The sequence below is a fragment of the Streptomyces sp. NPDC090741 genome (assembly GCF_044769045.1).
In the GTDB taxonomy this organism is placed as follows: domain Bacteria; phylum Actinomycetota; class Actinomycetes; order Streptomycetales; family Streptomycetaceae; genus Streptomyces.
In genome coordinates this window covers 263,309-278,014 of record NZ_JBIVXF010000007.1, presented here as the reverse complement: position 1 = coordinate 278,014, position 14,706 = coordinate 263,309, and the positions used below count along the sequence as shown (strand labels likewise).

Sequence of the window (14,706 nt, the reverse complement as noted above, 5' to 3'; positions counted from 1 at the left end):
CCTCCATGACCTCCATGACCTCTCAGACCCTCACCGCGGCGGCATCCGGCACCTGGCGGCTCGGCGACCTCGAAGTGAACCGCCTCGGCTTCGGCGCGATGCGCCTGACCCAGGACGGCCCGGCGTTCGCCCCCGGCGCCACCCCCAGCGACCGCGGCCGGGCGATCGCCGTCCTGCGCCGCGCCGTCGAGCTCGGCGTGAACCACATCGACACCGCCGCCTTCTACTTCTCCCCGCTGCGCTCCGCGAACGAGCTGATCAACGCGGCCCTGGCCCCCTACCCGGACGACCTCGTCATCACCACCAAGGTCGGCCCCGGCCGCGCCCTGTCGGGGGAGTTCCTGCCGCACGCCACCCCCGGGCAACTGCGCGGCCAGGTCGAGGAGAACCTGCGCCAGCTCGGCCGCGACCACCTCGACGTGGTGAACCTGCGCATCGTCGGGACCGATTCGATCGCCGAGCGCTTCGGCGCCCTGGCCGACCTGCGCGAGGCGGGACTCATCCGCCACCTCGGCCTGTCCAACGTACAGCCCGAGCACCTCGCCGAAGCCCTGGCCATCGCACCGGTGGTCTGCGTGCAGAACCTGTACGGACTCGGCGCCCTGCCCGAGCAGGAGGCGTTCCTGCGCACCTGCGGCGAGCAGGGGGTCGCGTACGTGCCGTTCTACTCGATCGCCGGCACGGGACGCGAAGCGGGCGCGGGCGGCGCCGAGCACCCGGAGGTGCTCGCCGTGGCCCGCGCCCACGGGGTGGGCGCCGCCGAGATCCGGCTGGCGTGGACACTGCACCGCGGACCGCACGTCCTGGCCATCCCCGGGACGGGGAACCCGGACCACCTCACCGCCAACGTGGCCGCGGCCTCCCTGCGCCTCTCGGCCGAGGACCTCGCCGTCCTGGACTCCCTCGGCCGCAGCGACTGACGGCCGGGTGGCACGCGGCCCCCACCCCCTCACACCGTCAGCGGGGACCGATCGGGCCCTTCCCGGCGACGGTGTTGCCGGTGACCGCGCCGTCGGCGCCGGCCAGGGTCACGGCATGCCGGACCCCGTCCGGACCGAGGACGACGGCCAGCCAGGCGCTCCCGCCGCCCTGCTGGGCCACGGCCCGCAGCGATTCGAGCTTGCCGCCCTCGACGGCGGCCGTGGCCTTCTCCACCGCCTGCGCCGCCGCCAGTGCGGGCAGCGGCACCGGGGCGGCCTTGGCGGAGCCGTCCGCCCGGCCGCCGCCCGGACCGCGGCCCACCGCTCCCTTTCCGCCCGGGAAGCCGCGGTCGCCGTCGACGACCTCGGGCTCGCCGCCCTTGTGCGGCATCGGGCCCGCCCAGCCCTCCATCGGCTTCTCCCCGGGGCCGTGCGCACCGACCTTGGCGGCGAAACCGCCCCGCATGCGGTCGTGGTGGCCGTGCTCGGCCACCGCCACCGCCGCCAACCCGCCGCCGATCACGACGACCGCCCCGAGGGCCACCCATCTGGTACGCCCCTCACGGGCCAGCCGGACCAGCCGGCCGCGGCGACCCGCCGCCGCACCGGTCGCGTCGGCCGCGGTCTTGGCCTCGCCCGGGCCTGCGGGCGGCTCGGCGGGCTGGGGACTGGACTGAGTCATCGACATGCTCCTCGCGTTCTCCGGGCACGCTGCCCGGCTGGGCAGATCGTGCGCGCCGGATGCTGAAGCTCCGCTGAAGCCGGCTGAAGACCTCTTCAGCAAGCTGCCGACACGACCTGAGAACCTGTCCCCATGCGCGTACTGGTGGTCGAGGACGAACGGCGGCTCGCCGCTGCCCTCCAGCGGGGTCTGCGGGCCGAGGGCTTCACCGTGGACGTGGCCCACGACGGTCCGCAGGGCCTGTGGCTGGCGGGCGAGCACGACTACGACGCCATCGTGCTCGACATCATGCTGCCCGGACTCAACGGCTACCGGGTCTGCGCCCGGCTGCGCGCGAGCGGCTGCGAGTCGGGGATCTTGATGCTCACCGCCAAGGACGGCGAGTACGACGAGGCCGAGGCCCTCGACACCGGCGCGGACGACTTCCTCTCCAAGCCCTTCTCCTACGTGGTCCTCGTCGCCCGGCTGCGCGCCCTCATCCGGCGCACCGGCCGCCGCAGCCCGCAGATCATGGAGTTCGGCGATCTGGTGATCGACCCGGCCGGGCAGCGGTGCACGCGGGCCGGCACCGAGGCCCGGCTGACCTCGCGCGAGTTCGCGGTCCTCGTGTACCTGGCCCGGCGGGCGGGGGAGGTCGTCCCCAAGCGGGAGATACTGGAGCACGTCTGGGACGCGGCGTACGAGGGCGATCTCAACGTCGTCGAGGTCCACGTCAGCGCCCTGCGCCGGAAGATCGACGCACCCTTCGGCCGGGCCGCCGTGGAGACCGTCCGCGGGGCGGGCTACCGGCTGGCGGCCGACGGTGGCTGAACGGAGAACGGCCGGCGCCGCCGCCCGTTTCCCCGGCGGCGTCCTCCTGCGCGCCTGCGGCCGCATCCGCGGCCTCGCGCGGGGCCCGCGCCCGCACTCCGTACGCGGCCTCGCGCGGCGTCTGCGCCCCCGGTCCGTCCGTGCCCGGGCCACGCTCGGCGCCTCCACGGTGGTGGCCCTGGCCCTCGGCGCCGCGTCCTTCGCCCTGCTCGGGATCCTCGACGGCAACCTGATGCGCGACGCCCAGGCCGCGGCCGAACGCCAGGCCCTCTCCACCGCAGGGCTGGTGGCCGCGGGCCGGTTCGACACCGTGGTGACCCCCGGGCGCGGCGCCGACTTCGTCCAGGTCGTCGACGCCCAGGGCCGGGTGCTGGCGGCGAGCCCCAACCTCGCCGGGCGTCCCGCCCTTTCCCCGGCCCGGCCGGGCAGACCGGGCACGGTCCGCGACACCTGGAAGGAGGGCCCGGCGCGCGGCGACCGCCGCCACCGCGTCGTCCAGGTCACCACGGTCACCGCGGACGGGCTGGTCACCGTGTACGCCGGGACCTCCCTGCGGGAGGCCGACACCGCCGCCGACGCCATCACCGGTGTGCTCGCCGTCGTGGCTCCGCTGCTCGTGCTCACCGTGGCCCTGGTCACCTGGCGGGTGACCGGCTGGGCGCTGCGGCCCGTCGAGGCGATCCGCGCCGAGGTCGCCGCGATCAGCGACCGCGACCTGCACCGGCGGGTCCCGGTGCCGCCCAGCCAGGACGAGATCGCCCGGCTCGCCGTCACCATGAACACCACGCTGGACCGGCTGGAAGCCGCCGGGATCCGTCAGCGCCGGTTCATCGCCGACGCCTCGCACGAGCTCCGCAGCCCGATCACCGTGCTCCGCACCCAGCTGGAGGTCGCCCAGGCGCACCCCGACCCGGCGCTGTGGGGCGAGCTGGTCAGCGGGGCCCTGGAGGACACCGTACGGTTGCAGGACCTCGCCGCCGACCTGCTCCTGCTGGCCCGTCTGGACACCGGGGAGGCGCCGCCGGACGCCGCGGTCGACCTGGCGGACGTGGCCCGGGAGGCGGCCCGCTCGCGCCGCCGGGACCGGATCCCCGTCGACGTGCAGATCGCTCCCGAGGCCGTCGTACGCGGCAGCACGCTGTGGCTCTCCCGGCTCGTCACCAACCTGCTGGACAACGCCCAGCGCCACGCCGACCGGCGGGTCCGGCTCGTCCTGCGCGTCGACGGGCCCCGGCGCACCGCCGTACTGGAGGTCCGCGACGACGGGCCGGGCATCGCGGCGGCCGACCGGGAGCGGGTCTTCGAGCGGTTCACCCGCCTCGACGACGCCCGCAGCCGGGACGAGGGAGGTACGGGCCTGGGCCTGGCCATAGCCCGTGACATCGCCACCCGCCTGGGCGGATCCCTCACGGTCGAGGACGCGCCGGCGGGCGCCCGCCTGGTGGCGAGGATCCCCCTGGAACCTGACGGAAGCGGGGCGGACACCGGGTTCTGATTGTTCCCCGTTCTGCTTTTTTCGCACCTGTCCAACTCTGTTCACTCCATGCTTGCTTCGGCTCCTGAAGGGGGGCGTGGCAACGCCATGAGCCGCATCCCGGACAGACACCAACCAGGCGCAAAAGCAGCCAGAGGACGGCGCGATGAAGAACAACCGGATGATCGTCACCGTGGTGGCGCTCTTAGCGATCTTCGCCTTCAGCGTGGTGATGGTGGTGGCGGGACAGCCCGTCGCAGCCATCACCGCCCTGATCCCGTCGGTCGCACTGGGCGTGCAGCAGATCGTGCAGGCGGGCACCGGGGTGGCCGAGAGCCGCCGCGAGCGGGCCGCCGCACAGGTGCCCGACCGGGACGAGGAGCCGCGGCGATGAACCTCCACTCGGCACCCCAGGACCTCCCCCAGGGCCGGCGCGGCAAGCCCGGCCGGCCGCTGGGCCCCATCACCGAAGGCACCGGACCGGCGCACCGCGCCTGGCTGGAGCCGCTGCGCGATGCCATCCACGGCAGGGGAGTGACGCTGGACGAGCTCCAGGCACGCACCGGCCGGGACAAAGGGCACATCTCCGAACTGCTGCGGGCCGTCGGACGCTACCCCCGCTGGGTGTTCGTCCGTACGGTGCTCCTCGCGCTGGAGCGGCCCGGCCTGCCGTACGACACGATGCGGCTGCGCTGGGTGATCGCGGCCCAGGACATCGGCAAGCGCACCTCGTGGATCAAGGACTGCCTCCACGAGGGCGGCGCCCGCCACCGCACCGCGACCGCTTCGGCCCCGCTGGACTTCCGGGCCTTCCAGCAGATGCACCGCCCGCACTACACCAGCTACGCCTCGGCGTTCCTGCGCCGGGGCGGTCTGGTCGAGAAGGCGGTCGACGACGTCTTCACGCTCCTGCTGATGCTGTGGCACGACGCACTCGCCAGCGAGAACCCCGAGCGGTTCGCGTGGCCGATGCTGCGCCAGACCGTGCTCGAACGCGCCCCGAAGGAGAACGGCCGCCCCTCCCTCGTCGAGGCCGCCTTCGACACGGTCGCCCTCGACTTCGCCCCGGACCCGATCGGGCAGGTCGAGGAGTCGATGGCCCTGTTCCGGGCCGTCGGGGCGCTCGCGCCGATGCAGCGGGACGTCATCGTCCTGCTCTACCTGTGCGGACTGGAGGAGGCCCGGGCGGCGGACGAACTGGGCGTCTCCCTGGCCTCCGTACGGTCCACCGCACGGCACGCCAAGCGCAACCTGCACACCGCCCTGTACCCGGACACCACCGCCGAGGAGGAGGTCTCCGGTGACCTCGACCATTGACCAGCTACTGGCCCGCGCCCGACTCCACACCACTTCGCACGCGCCCGCCGACATCGCGGACACCGGCGGCGCACCCCACCACGGGGTGGGCGCCCGGTCGCCCGGCGCCGCGGCCGGCGAACCGCAGAAGGGCATGCGGGGAGCCGCCCGCGACCTCCGGGCCCTGTGCGAGACGGCCGTCACGGGCACCGCCGTCGCCGCGCTCGGCGACTTCCTCACCCACAAACTGCCCCAGCCCTCCGGGGCCCGCGTCCTCGGCTGCATCCTGCTGCTCACCGACGCCGAGGACTCCGCCCGCTTCTGGTGGCAGTACGCCGCCGGCGCCGGGGACTCGATCGCCTCGTACTGCCTGTACCTCCACCACCTCGCGCTCGGAGAGAACCACGAGGCGGTCTGGTGGCGCCGCCAGACGGCGCCGACCGCCACCGGGCAGGCGGCAGACGCGCCGGACGCGCCGGACGCATCGGACGCATCGGACGCATCGGACTCAGGGGACGCACGGGACGCACGGGACGCGGCCACGGTGGTCTTCGACGGGGCGGAGCGTGACCTCGCCGCCGATGCGAGCCTGCCCACCACCCTGCGCGTCCTACGGGCGCTGCGGCCCGGCGGAGCCGGGACCAGGCGTGGCGCCGGCACCGTCAAAGCCGTCATGGAGTACGTCTCGGCCGCCGTCAGCTACGTCGACGACGACCTCGAACTGCCCCTGCCCGACCCGGACTTCACCGACCGCATCCGCGATCTGACGGCCGCGCCCGGCCGCCCGCCGAAGTCGGGCCCCCGCACCCCGCCCCGGCTCCCGCCCCGCCTCCGGACCACGTGATCGGGTAGGAGCCGGTCAACGATTTGACGGACCGTGACCCTGCGCTGCACCATTCCACTAAGGCATTAGTGGAATGAGGCAGGCGCATGATCGAGTTTCAGGTGGACCGGCACAGCGGTGTCGCCACGTACCTGCAGCTCGTCAACCAGGTGAAACAGGCGCTCCGACTGGGCGTCCTGGAACCGGGGGACCGGCTGCCGACCGCCAGGGCCGTGGTGGAGGCCACCGCGATCAACCCCAACACCGTGCTGAAGGCCTACCGCGAGCTGGAGCGCGAAGGCCTCGTCGAACCCCGCCCGGGACAGGGCACGTTCGTCACCCGCTCGCTCTCCCGCCCCGAGGCCGCGGCCGATTCGCCGTTGCGCGCCGACCTCGTCGCCTGGGTGACCCGCGCGCACGCCGCGGGGCTGGGGCGCGAGGACGTCCTGGCGCTCGTAGAGGCGGCGCTGGCCGAGGCGGCGGCGCGGCCACGGGGATCGGCGGGGTCCGCGGGGTCCGGCACGGAACGACCGTCACGAGAGGACACCACGTGAACGACCCGACCGCCGAACTGGCGCTCCGGGCAACCGCGATAGGGCAGCACTTCCGGGGGAACCGGGCCCTGCACGACTGCGATTTCGAACTGCCGAAGGGCCGGATCGCCGCGCTCGTCGGCCCCAACGGGGCCGGCAAGAGCACGCTGTTCCACCTCATGACCGGCCTGCTGCGGCCCACCAGCGGAGAGATACGGGTCTTCGGCGCACTCCCCGGCACCCGCGCCGCCCGTACCCGGACGGCCTTCGTCAGCCAGGACAAGCCGCTCTACCCGCAGTTCACCGTCGCCGACATGCTGACCGTGGGCCGCAGGCTCAGCCCCGGCCGCTGGGACCAGGCGAAGGCCGAGCGCGTCGTCGGCGAGGGCGGGATCTCGCCGAAGACCCGGATCGGCACCCTCTCCGGAGGCAAGCGCACCCGCGTCGCGCTGGCCCTGGCCCTCGGCAAACAGGCCGACCTGCTCCTGCTGGACGAGCCGCTCGCCGACCTCGACCCGCTGGTGCGCCATGAGGTGATGGGCCTGCTCATGGCCGAGGTCGCCGACCGCGGGATCACCGTCGTGATCTCCTCGCACGTCCTGCCCGAGCTGGAGAACGTCTGCGACCACGTCCTGCTCCTGCAGGGCGGACGGATCCGGCTCGCCGGCGACACCCAGGACCTGCGGGAGGCGTACACCCGGCTCACCGGCCGCGCCGACCCCGACACCCCGGACGGTCTGCCGCGCGGCGCCGACCGCGGCGCGGTCGTCCACGCGAACACCACCGGCCGCCAGCTGACCGCGCTCGTCCGCAACGCGCCCGGCACGTCCCTCCCTTCGGGGGTCGACGAGCGCTGGATCACCAGGGCACCCTCCCTCGAAGAGCTCCTGCTGGCCCACCTGCGCTCCGCGCCCCAGAGCCAGAGCGCCGCACACGTAACGGAGGCCGCGGCATGACGGGCACCCTGTGGCTCGCCTGGCGCCAGCAGCGCCTGCTCATCATCACCGGAGCCGTGCTCGTCACGGTCCTCACGGTCTGGGTCGCCCTGCGGCGGGCGGACCTGATCGAGGCCCTCAGCGGCTACGACCTCTCGCAGTGCAAGGGCTGGAACGGTGTCTGCCCGCCCGAGACCTACAACGCCATGACCGAGAGCAACGGGGGGATCCGCACCCTGGGCGCCATCGGCCTGGCCCTCCCGGCGGCCATCGGCATGTTCTGGGGAGCCCCGCTCATCGGCCGCGAGCTGGAGGGCGGCACGATCAAGGTCGTCCTCACCCAGGACACCGGCGCCCGCAGCTGGTTCGCCGCCCGGTTCGGCCTCGCCGCGCTCTGCGCCGTCGCCGTCTCCACCGCAGTCGCCGGACTCATCGCCTGGTGGTGGGCGCCGATCTCCAACATGTACGACGGCGTGTACTGGCACGACGCGTACATCCTCAACGCGTCCGGCCCCTCGGCCGTCGCCGGCGCCCTGTTCGCCCTGGCCGCCGGCACCGCGATCGGCCTGCTGGTGCGCCGTACGCTCCCCGCGATGGGCCTGACCCTCGCCGTGGTCCTCGGCACGGCCGCCGTACTGACCTTCTTCCGCCGGGACTTCGTCACCCCCGTCGACCGGGTCACCGCCGGGATGGCGCCCAAACAGCTCATCGGCAGCGCCTGGTCCGCGGGATACCGCTACCTCACCCCCGACGGGGCCCAACACCCGCTGGAGAACTGCCTGTTCTCCGGCGAGGAGCTGCGCCGGTGCATGGACGAGCACGGCTTCGTGGGCCGGGTCCACAAGGTGTACCCCAGCTCCGACTTCTGGACCTTCCAGGGGATCGACACCACGGTCTACCTGCTCCTGGCCCTGGCCCTGGTGATCCTGACGGCCGGCCTGCTGCGTCGCCGCCGCCTCGGCTGAGCGCCACGGTCCGGCCCTCTCCACCGCTTCTTCCGGAGGAACCTCCCATGGCAACCAAGAAGAACCTCGTCGCCAACCGCACCACCCTCACCCACAAGGTCCGCTACGCGGCACGCAACCCCGCGCGCATCGGCCCGTACGTCCGCCGGGCCGCCCGCGACAGCTGGCTGCGGCTCAAGCACCCCGACCACGTGGGCTACTACCGGGCGGTCATGGCCTCCGACACCGCCCGCAGTCCCGAAGCCGCCGTCGGCAGCCAGACGCACGACCGCTGGCTGGCCCTCGGCAAGATGCAGTTCGACTACCTCGCGGAGCACGGCCTCGCCCCGCACCACACGATGCTGGACATCGGCTGCGGCAACCTGCGCGCGGGATGGCGGTTCATCGAGCACCTCGACCCCGGCCACTACTACGGGATCGACATCTCGCCCGACATCCTCATATCCGCCAAGCAGACGCTGGCCCGCCAGGAGCTGCAGGGCAAGCTGCCGCACCTGACGCTCACCCAGGACCTCACGCTGGACTTCCTGCCCGACGCGTACTTCGACGTCGTGCACGCCCACAGCGTGTTCTCCCACTCGCCGATCGAGATCATCGAGGAGTGCTTCGCCCACGTCGGCCGGATCCTGGCCCCGGGCGGCTTCTTCGACTTCACCTTCGACCGCACCGAGGGCGCCGAGCACCAGGTCCTGCGGGAGGACTTCTACTACCGCACCCGGACCCTCGTCGACCTCGCATCCCGGCACGGGCTGAAGGCCCGGTTCATGGAGGACTGGGAGCGCTTCGGCCACGGCCAGTCCAAGATCCGCGTCACCGCCTGAACCACGCCCGTGCCGCTCGGCGGAAAACCGTCGAGCGGCACGGGCGGGCGGTCGGGCCGGCCGGGTCAGCGCGAGCCGTGCTCCGGCAGGTCCTGCTCGGCCGGGGCCGCGGTCAGGGCCGGGAGCAGCGCGAAGCTGCGCCGGGCGGGGGCCGCCGACGGAGCCGCGGCAGGGGCCGCCGCCGGGGTCTTCTTCCCGCAGAACGCGCCTTCGAGCGTGCCGCCCAGGGCCGTGTTTGCCTCGCCCTTGTTCGAGGTGTTAGCCACCGCGGCCAGGCTGCGCTTCCCGTCACGGGTGGAGAAGGCGTACGTGTAGAAGCCCTGCACCGTGCCCGTGTGCCCGTACACCGAGGTACCGCACGACAGGTCGTAGCGGCGCAGGCCCAGCCCGTAGAAGCGGGTCTTCGCGGCGTCCGTCGGGGTCATCGTGAGCATGGCGTCCAGCATGCCCGGCTTCAGCAGCTTGCCGCCGAGCAGCGCGGACATGAAGGTGTTCAGATCGGCCGCGTTCGAGATCATCGCACCGGCGGACTGCGCCCAGGACACCGTCTGCTCGGTGGAGTCGACCAGCGGCGCCCCCGCCTCGTCCGGGTGCAGATAGCCGTGCAGGTGCGCACCCTTGATCGCCGTCGAGGGGTGTACGTACGAGGTGTTCTTCAGCTTCAGCGGCTTGATGATGCGGCTCTCGTACTCCTTGGCCACGCCGTGCCCGGTGGCCTTCTCGATGAGCATGCCGACGACCACGAAGTTGGTGTTGGAGTACTGGTACGAGACGCCCGGCTCGGTCGTGCGCGGCTCGCGCAGCGAGAGGGCGACCAGCTCCTGGTAGGTGAAGACCTTGTTCCGGACGGCCTCGAAGCCGGGAACGGTCTTGTCGAACATCGCGTTCGTGTAGTCCGACAACCCGCTGCGGTGGGTGAGCAGGTGACGCACCGTGATGCGGTCGTCGGGCAGCAGCCCGGGCAGGTACTGGTTGACCGGGGCGTCCAGGCTCAACTTCCCCTCGTCCACCAGCTGGAGCAGTACGACGCTGGAGAACGTCTTGGTGACGCTGCCGATCCGGAAGCGGCCGTTCACGTCCATGGCCGCGCCCGTGGTCCGGTCCTGGACGCCCACCGCACTGGTCAGCGGCGCACCGGAACCGGTGATGCGGACCATGGCGCCGGGGGCCCCGACCGCGGTGGTGTTCTTCAACGCCTGCGTCACGGCCTCCATATCGGGCGTCGGGGCGGGCGTCGCGGCGCCGGTCCGCGCCGCCGCCGGGGCGGAGAACGGGTTCGCGGCCGCGTGGGCGGCGGTCGCCGGCACCACCCCGGCCACGACGGCGAGCAGGGCGGCACTGAGAGTCAGGCGTCGGTCGATAGGCAGGCGCACGGTGTTCCTCAACTACGGGGCAACGGAAAGGGTTTAGCTGTCGCAGTCGCGAACTCGCCGCCGCGGGGCGGTCAAGTCCGCGGGCTGCGATCGTACGTGCCCACCGGGTAGGGCCCGCGCACCCGCCGCCTCAGAACGTGCAGGCAGGGGCGGTTTTCAGCCACGCGGTGCCCGCGAGCGGCCGGCAGATCTCCGCCAGCCGGGCGCCGGGATCCGGGTTCCACAGCCGCACCGTTCCGTCGTTGCTGCTGCTGGCCACCGTCCGCCCGTCGGGGGAGAAGACCGCGCCCCACACCGCGCTGGTGTGGCCCGTCAGGGCGGCCCACAGCCGCCGCCCGGCCACGTCCCACAGCCGCACCGTACGGTCGTTGCCGCTGCTGACCAGCCATTGCCCGTCGGGGGAGAAGGCGATCGCGCGGACGGAGCCGGTGTGGCCCGAGAGCACGGCTTCGGCCCCGGCGTCGGCCCCGGCGTCGGCCCCCGCCCCCGACCGCCGGGCGTCCCACAGGCGTACGGTGCCGTCGTTGCCGCTGCTCGCCAGCGTCCGCCCGTCCGGGCTGAACGCGACCGCCCGCACCGCGCCCGCGTGGCCGGTCAGCGTGGCCAGCGGCCGCCGCCCGGGCACGTCCCACAGACGTACGGTCAGATCGTCGCCGGCGCTCGCGAGGGTGCGGCCGTCCGGGCTGAACGCCACGTCGTTCGCGAAGTCCGTGTGACCGGTGAGCGTGTCCAGGGCGGTACGGGAGGCCACGTCCCAGAGCCGGACCGTCCGGTCGGATCCGGCCGAGGCCAGCAGCCGGCCGTCCGGCGAGAAGGCCACCGCGTACACGATCCCGCTGTGACCGGTGAGCGTGCCCAGCGCCGTACGGGAGGCCACGTCCCACAGCCGGACCGTCCCGTCGGAGCCCGCCGAGGCCAGCAGCCGGCCGTCCGGCGAGAAGGCCACCGAGAACACCGTCCCGGTGTGGCCCGCGAGCGTCCCCACCACCTGCCGCCCGGTCACCTCCCACAGCAGCACCGTGTGATCGGCGTCCGCGGTGGCCAGCAGCTTCCCGTCCGGGCTGTACGCCGCGTGCCAGATCTCGGTGAACGGGCGCGGGGTCAGCACCGCACCCCGCAGGTCCCAGAGCACCACCGACTGGTCGAAGGACGCGGTGGCCAGCATCGCGCCGCCGGAGTCCACCGCGACCCCGAGCACGTAGTCGGTGTGCCCGGCCAGCGTCGAGACCGGCCGGCCGCTGGGCACGTCCCACAGCCGGGTGGTGCCGTCGCCGCCCGCGCTGACGACCGTGGTGCCGTCCGGGGTGTAGGCGACGGCGTTGATGTCGTCGTTGTGCCCCGTCAGCGCCATCGTGGTACGGCGCTCGGCCACGTCCCACAGCCGCAGGGTCCGGTCGACGCCCCCGGAGGCCACCGTCCGCCCGTCCGGCGCGAACGCTACCCCCAGCACCTCACCGGTGTGCCCCGCGAGGACGGCGAGCTGACGCGCCGCCACCGGGTCCCACAGCCGTACGGTCTGGTCGGCGCCCGCCGACACCAGCGTCCGGCCGTCCGGCGCGTACGCCAGGGCGTTGACCCTCCCGGTGTGCCCGGCCAGTTCGGTCACGGCCGCCCCGCCGCCCGCGGGATCGCACAGCCGGACCGTCCCGTCGGCGCCCGCGACGGCGAGTGTGTGCCCGTCGGGCGCGAAGGCCACGGCCCGGGCGTCCGCCGTCTGCGCGGGGAGCACCGCGATGCCGTGCCCGTCCGTGTCCCACACCCGGACCGGCCCTTCCGTCGACGTCGCCGCGAGGGTCCGGCCGTCGGGCCCGAAGGCGATCGCGCGTACCCGGCCCGGCATGGTCAGGGTGACCGTCGTCCGCCGGTCCGCGACCCGCCGCAGCAGCACCTTCCCGTCGGAACCGGCGCTCGCCAGCAGCCGGCTCCCCGGGGCGAACGCCACCGCGTTGACCGGTCCTCCGTGCCCCCCGAGCCGGGCGAGGAACTGCTGGGACTGCGTGCTCAGCAGCGCGCCCCGCGACTCGGGGTTCGCCTCCGTGCGGTACGCCTCCTGGGCGAGCCGCATCGAGTCCTCGGGCCGACCGGCGGCGAGGGAGGTGGACCGGACGGCTAGGGCCTGCGAACGGGCGGTGCGCTCCTGGCCGAGCGCGCCCGCCCGCTGCTGGTACGCCACGGCCCCGGCGCTCAGGGCCAGAGCCAGCAGGACGACGAGCAGGGCCAGCATCCGCTGCCGGAGCCGGACCTGACGCCGGGCCTGCGTTCGCCGCGCGTCCTCGGCGGCCCGGCTCGCGCGCAGGAAGTGCGCCTCCCGGGGGCCGAGCCGGCTCCTGCCGTCGAGTTCGTCGGCCCAGGCGCGGGCGGCCCCCAGCCGGCTCCCGCGGTACAGCACGGACGGATCGCGGCCCTCGCGCTCCCACTCCTCGGCGGCGTGGGCCAGCTGCCGGTGGACCAGCAGCCCGTCCCGGTCGGCGTGGATCCAGCCGCGCAGCCGCGGCCAGGCGTGCAGCAGGGCCTCGTGGGTGATCTCGACGGTGTCGCTGTCCATCGTGATCAGCCGGGCCCGGACGAACGCGTCGAGGGCCGCCGCGGCCCGGTCCCCGTCGGAGAGCTGTTCCATCAGTTCGGTACGGGCCGTGCGCCGCCGTGTCGCCCCCGTGCCGTCGGCGACATGGACCAGCGCCACCAGGATGCGGCGGATCGTCCGCTGCTCTTCCGGGTACAGGCGGGCGAACACGCTCTCGGCGGTGTGCGCGACCGCGCCGCGGATGCCGCCCGTGTCCTCGTACCCCGCGACGGTCAGCGTGGCCCCGGTGCGCCGCTGCCAGGTGGCCATCAGCGCGTGGGAGACCAGCGGCAACGCACCCGAAGCCGTGTCACCGGGCGCGGCCGCCACGGCGTCGGCGTCCGCCGCGGGCTCCTCCCGCAAGCCCGCGTCACGCAGCAGCAGTTGGACCAGGCCCGGTTCGAGGGTGAGCCCGGCGAGCTCCGCCGGACGGGTGATCGACTCGCGCAGCTCGGCCACGGACATGGGCGGGAGGACGAACAGCCCGTCGGTGCAGGCCGCGGCCAGTCCGGGCAGGTCCAGGCAGCTGCCGGTGAAGTCGGCCCGTACGCCGAGCACCACGACGGCCGGGTCGGGCGTCGTCGGCTCCGGCCCCGCCGTGGCCAGGGCGCACAGGACGCGGACGAAGCCCTGCCGCTCGTCCTCGTCGGAGCAGAGGGTGAAAAGTTCCTCGAACTGGTCGACGAGCAATACCGGCCGTACGGAGGGCGGCCGGCCCTCCCCGGATCCGTCCGGGGTGTCGTCCGCCAGTCCGCGGACGGCTTCGAGCAGCCGCCGCGGCCGGTCGCGCAGCTCCCGTACGGTGATGCCGAGATCGCCGCCCAGCACCTTCGAGGTGCGGTCCAGCAGCTCCTGGAGCGGATGCGCGGTCGGGGTGAACCGTACGACCGGCCACCGGTCGGCGCCCGCCATCGGGAACCCGCCGGTGCGCCGCAGGGCCGGTACGAGACCCGCGCTGAGCAGGGATGACTTGCCGGCGCCCGACCGGCCGACGAGCACCAGGGGGCCGCTGCCGATCCGTTCGAAGACCCGCTCGACCAGGGCGGCGGTCACCCGGTCGCGGCCGAAGTACCAGTCGGCGTCGCGCGAGGTGAACGCGGCGAGGCCGCGGTAGGGGCATTCGCCCGCCGACTGCGACTGCGACTGCGACTGCGACTGCGACTGCGGCTGCCCGGCCGGCGCGGCACTACGGGGTTTGGGCACCTCGGCCTCCGGGACCAGCTGGAGGAGGGTGCCCCCCGCCTCCAGCACCCGGTCGCAGCGCAGCGCGACGTCGTGGGTGACGCGCTTGGCACCGGTCTCGATCTTGCTCAGGTAGCCCTTGCTGTAGTGCGTACGACGGGCCAGATCGGCCAGCGACAGACCGCGCTGCACCCGCAACCGCCGCAACTGGGCGGGAAAGGCCGCGGCGGATCCGGCGGCGGCGGCCGCTTCGGGTGAATCGGGCTGGTGATCGGTGTGGTGATCGGTGTCGCGTCCGCGGTCCGGGTCCCCCACGGCATCCCCCATGG

General features: G+C 73.8%; 13 protein-coding genes. 10 read left to right on the top strand and 3 right to left on the bottom strand.

Going from position 1 to position 14,706, the window contains the following annotated elements; all coding sequences use genetic code 11:
- Nucleotides 1-14 precede the first annotated feature (14 nt).
- On the top strand, nucleotides 15-920 hold the full coding sequence (locus ACIQU4_RS21130; protein WP_403733119.1) for an aldo/keto reductase: 906 nt from the start codon (nucleotides 15-17) through the stop codon (nucleotides 918-920).
- 37 nt (nucleotides 921-957) lie between these two features.
- Here the strand turns inward: ACIQU4_RS21130 and ACIQU4_RS21125 are convergent, their stop codons facing one another.
- Nucleotides 958-1,602, bottom strand: coding sequence for a hypothetical protein (locus tag ACIQU4_RS21125; protein WP_403732766.1), 645 nt, complete (start codon nucleotides 1,600-1,602; stop codon nucleotides 958-960).
- A 132-nt stretch (nucleotides 1,603-1,734) separates the two neighbouring features.
- Here ACIQU4_RS21125 and ACIQU4_RS21120 point away from each other — a divergent pair, with 132 nt between their 5' ends.
- From ACIQU4_RS21120 to ACIQU4_RS21080, 9 genes are all read left to right on the top strand, one after another.
- Nucleotides 1,735-2,412 (top strand): response regulator transcription factor, encoded by a 678-nt coding sequence (locus ACIQU4_RS21120; protein ID WP_048479473.1) that lies wholly within the window; start codon nucleotides 1,735-1,737, stop codon nucleotides 2,410-2,412.
- 121 nt (nucleotides 2,413-2,533) lie between these two features.
- The gene (locus ACIQU4_RS21115) at nucleotides 2,534-3,907 is read left to right on the top strand and encodes an ATP-binding protein (protein ID WP_403733116.1); all 1,374 of its coding nucleotides are present in this window, start codon (nucleotides 2,534-2,536) and stop codon (nucleotides 3,905-3,907) included.
- Nucleotides 3,908-4,052: 145 nt separating this feature from the next.
- Nucleotides 4,053-4,280, top strand: coding sequence for a hypothetical protein (locus tag ACIQU4_RS21110; protein ID WP_403732761.1), 228 nt, complete (start codon nucleotides 4,053-4,055; stop codon nucleotides 4,278-4,280).
- Complete coding sequence (locus ACIQU4_RS21105; RefSeq protein WP_403732757.1) at nucleotides 4,277-5,203, top strand: sigma-70 family RNA polymerase sigma factor; 927 nt, start codon at nucleotides 4,277-4,279, stop codon at nucleotides 5,201-5,203. The genes ACIQU4_RS21110 and ACIQU4_RS21105 overlap by 4 nt, the downstream gene beginning before the upstream one ends.
- Nucleotides 5,187-6,026 (top strand): hypothetical protein, encoded by an 840-nt coding sequence (locus tag ACIQU4_RS21100; protein ID WP_403732755.1) that lies wholly within the window; start codon nucleotides 5,187-5,189, stop codon nucleotides 6,024-6,026. The genes ACIQU4_RS21105 and ACIQU4_RS21100 overlap by 17 nt, the downstream gene beginning before the upstream one ends.
- 86 nt (nucleotides 6,027-6,112) lie before the next feature.
- Nucleotides 6,113-6,559 carry a GntR family transcriptional regulator gene (locus tag ACIQU4_RS21095; RefSeq protein WP_403732752.1) on the top strand — a complete coding sequence of 149 codons (447 nt, stop codon included), beginning with the start codon at nucleotides 6,113-6,115 and terminating at the stop codon, nucleotides 6,557-6,559.
- Complete coding sequence (locus ACIQU4_RS21090) at nucleotides 6,556-7,494, top strand: ABC transporter ATP-binding protein (RefSeq protein ID WP_403732750.1); 939 nt, start codon at nucleotides 6,556-6,558, stop codon at nucleotides 7,492-7,494. The genes ACIQU4_RS21095 and ACIQU4_RS21090 overlap by 4 nt, the downstream gene beginning before the upstream one ends.
- Complete coding sequence (locus ACIQU4_RS21085; RefSeq protein ID WP_403732747.1) at nucleotides 7,491-8,438, top strand: transporter; 948 nt, start codon at nucleotides 7,491-7,493, stop codon at nucleotides 8,436-8,438. Before ACIQU4_RS21090 ends, ACIQU4_RS21085 begins: the two co-directional genes overlap by 4 nt.
- A gap of 47 nt (nucleotides 8,439-8,485) precedes the next feature.
- Nucleotides 8,486-9,259, top strand: coding sequence for a class I SAM-dependent methyltransferase (locus ACIQU4_RS21080; protein WP_403732745.1), 774 nt, complete (start codon nucleotides 8,486-8,488; stop codon nucleotides 9,257-9,259).
- Between the two features lie 65 nt (nucleotides 9,260-9,324).
- Here the strand turns inward: ACIQU4_RS21080 and ACIQU4_RS21075 are convergent, their stop codons facing one another.
- Nucleotides 9,325-10,632: a serine hydrolase domain-containing protein gene (locus tag ACIQU4_RS21075; protein WP_403732742.1), complete on the bottom strand. Its 1,308-nt coding sequence runs from the start codon at nucleotides 10,630-10,632 to the stop codon at nucleotides 9,325-9,327.
- 130 nt (nucleotides 10,633-10,762) lie between these two features.
- Complete coding sequence (locus tag ACIQU4_RS21070; RefSeq protein WP_403732740.1) at nucleotides 10,763-14,692, bottom strand: helix-turn-helix domain-containing protein; 3,930 nt, start codon at nucleotides 14,690-14,692, stop codon at nucleotides 10,763-10,765.
- Nucleotides 14,693-14,706 lie beyond the last annotated feature (14 nt).

Coding starts and splice junctions, on each gene's coding strand:
- ACIQU4_RS21130 (WP_403733119.1), top strand. CDS start 15: ATGACCTCTCAGACCCTCACCGCGGCGGCATCCGGCACCTGGCGGCTC.
- ACIQU4_RS21125 (WP_403732766.1), bottom strand. CDS start 1,602: ATGACTCAGTCCAGTCCCCAGCCCGCCGAGCCGCCCGCAGGCCCGGGC.
- ACIQU4_RS21120 (WP_048479473.1), top strand. CDS start 1,735: ATGCGCGTACTGGTGGTCGAGGACGAACGGCGGCTCGCCGCTGCCCTC.
- ACIQU4_RS21110 (WP_403732761.1), top strand. CDS start 4,053: ATGAAGAACAACCGGATGATCGTCACCGTGGTGGCGCTCTTAGCGATC.
- ACIQU4_RS21105 (WP_403732757.1), top strand. CDS start 4,277: ATGAACCTCCACTCGGCACCCCAGGACCTCCCCCAGGGCCGGCGCGGC.
- ACIQU4_RS21095 (WP_403732752.1), top strand. CDS start 6,113: ATGATCGAGTTTCAGGTGGACCGGCACAGCGGTGTCGCCACGTACCTG.
- ACIQU4_RS21085 (WP_403732747.1), top strand. CDS start 7,491: ATGACGGGCACCCTGTGGCTCGCCTGGCGCCAGCAGCGCCTGCTCATC.
- ACIQU4_RS21080 (WP_403732745.1), top strand. CDS start 8,486: ATGGCAACCAAGAAGAACCTCGTCGCCAACCGCACCACCCTCACCCAC.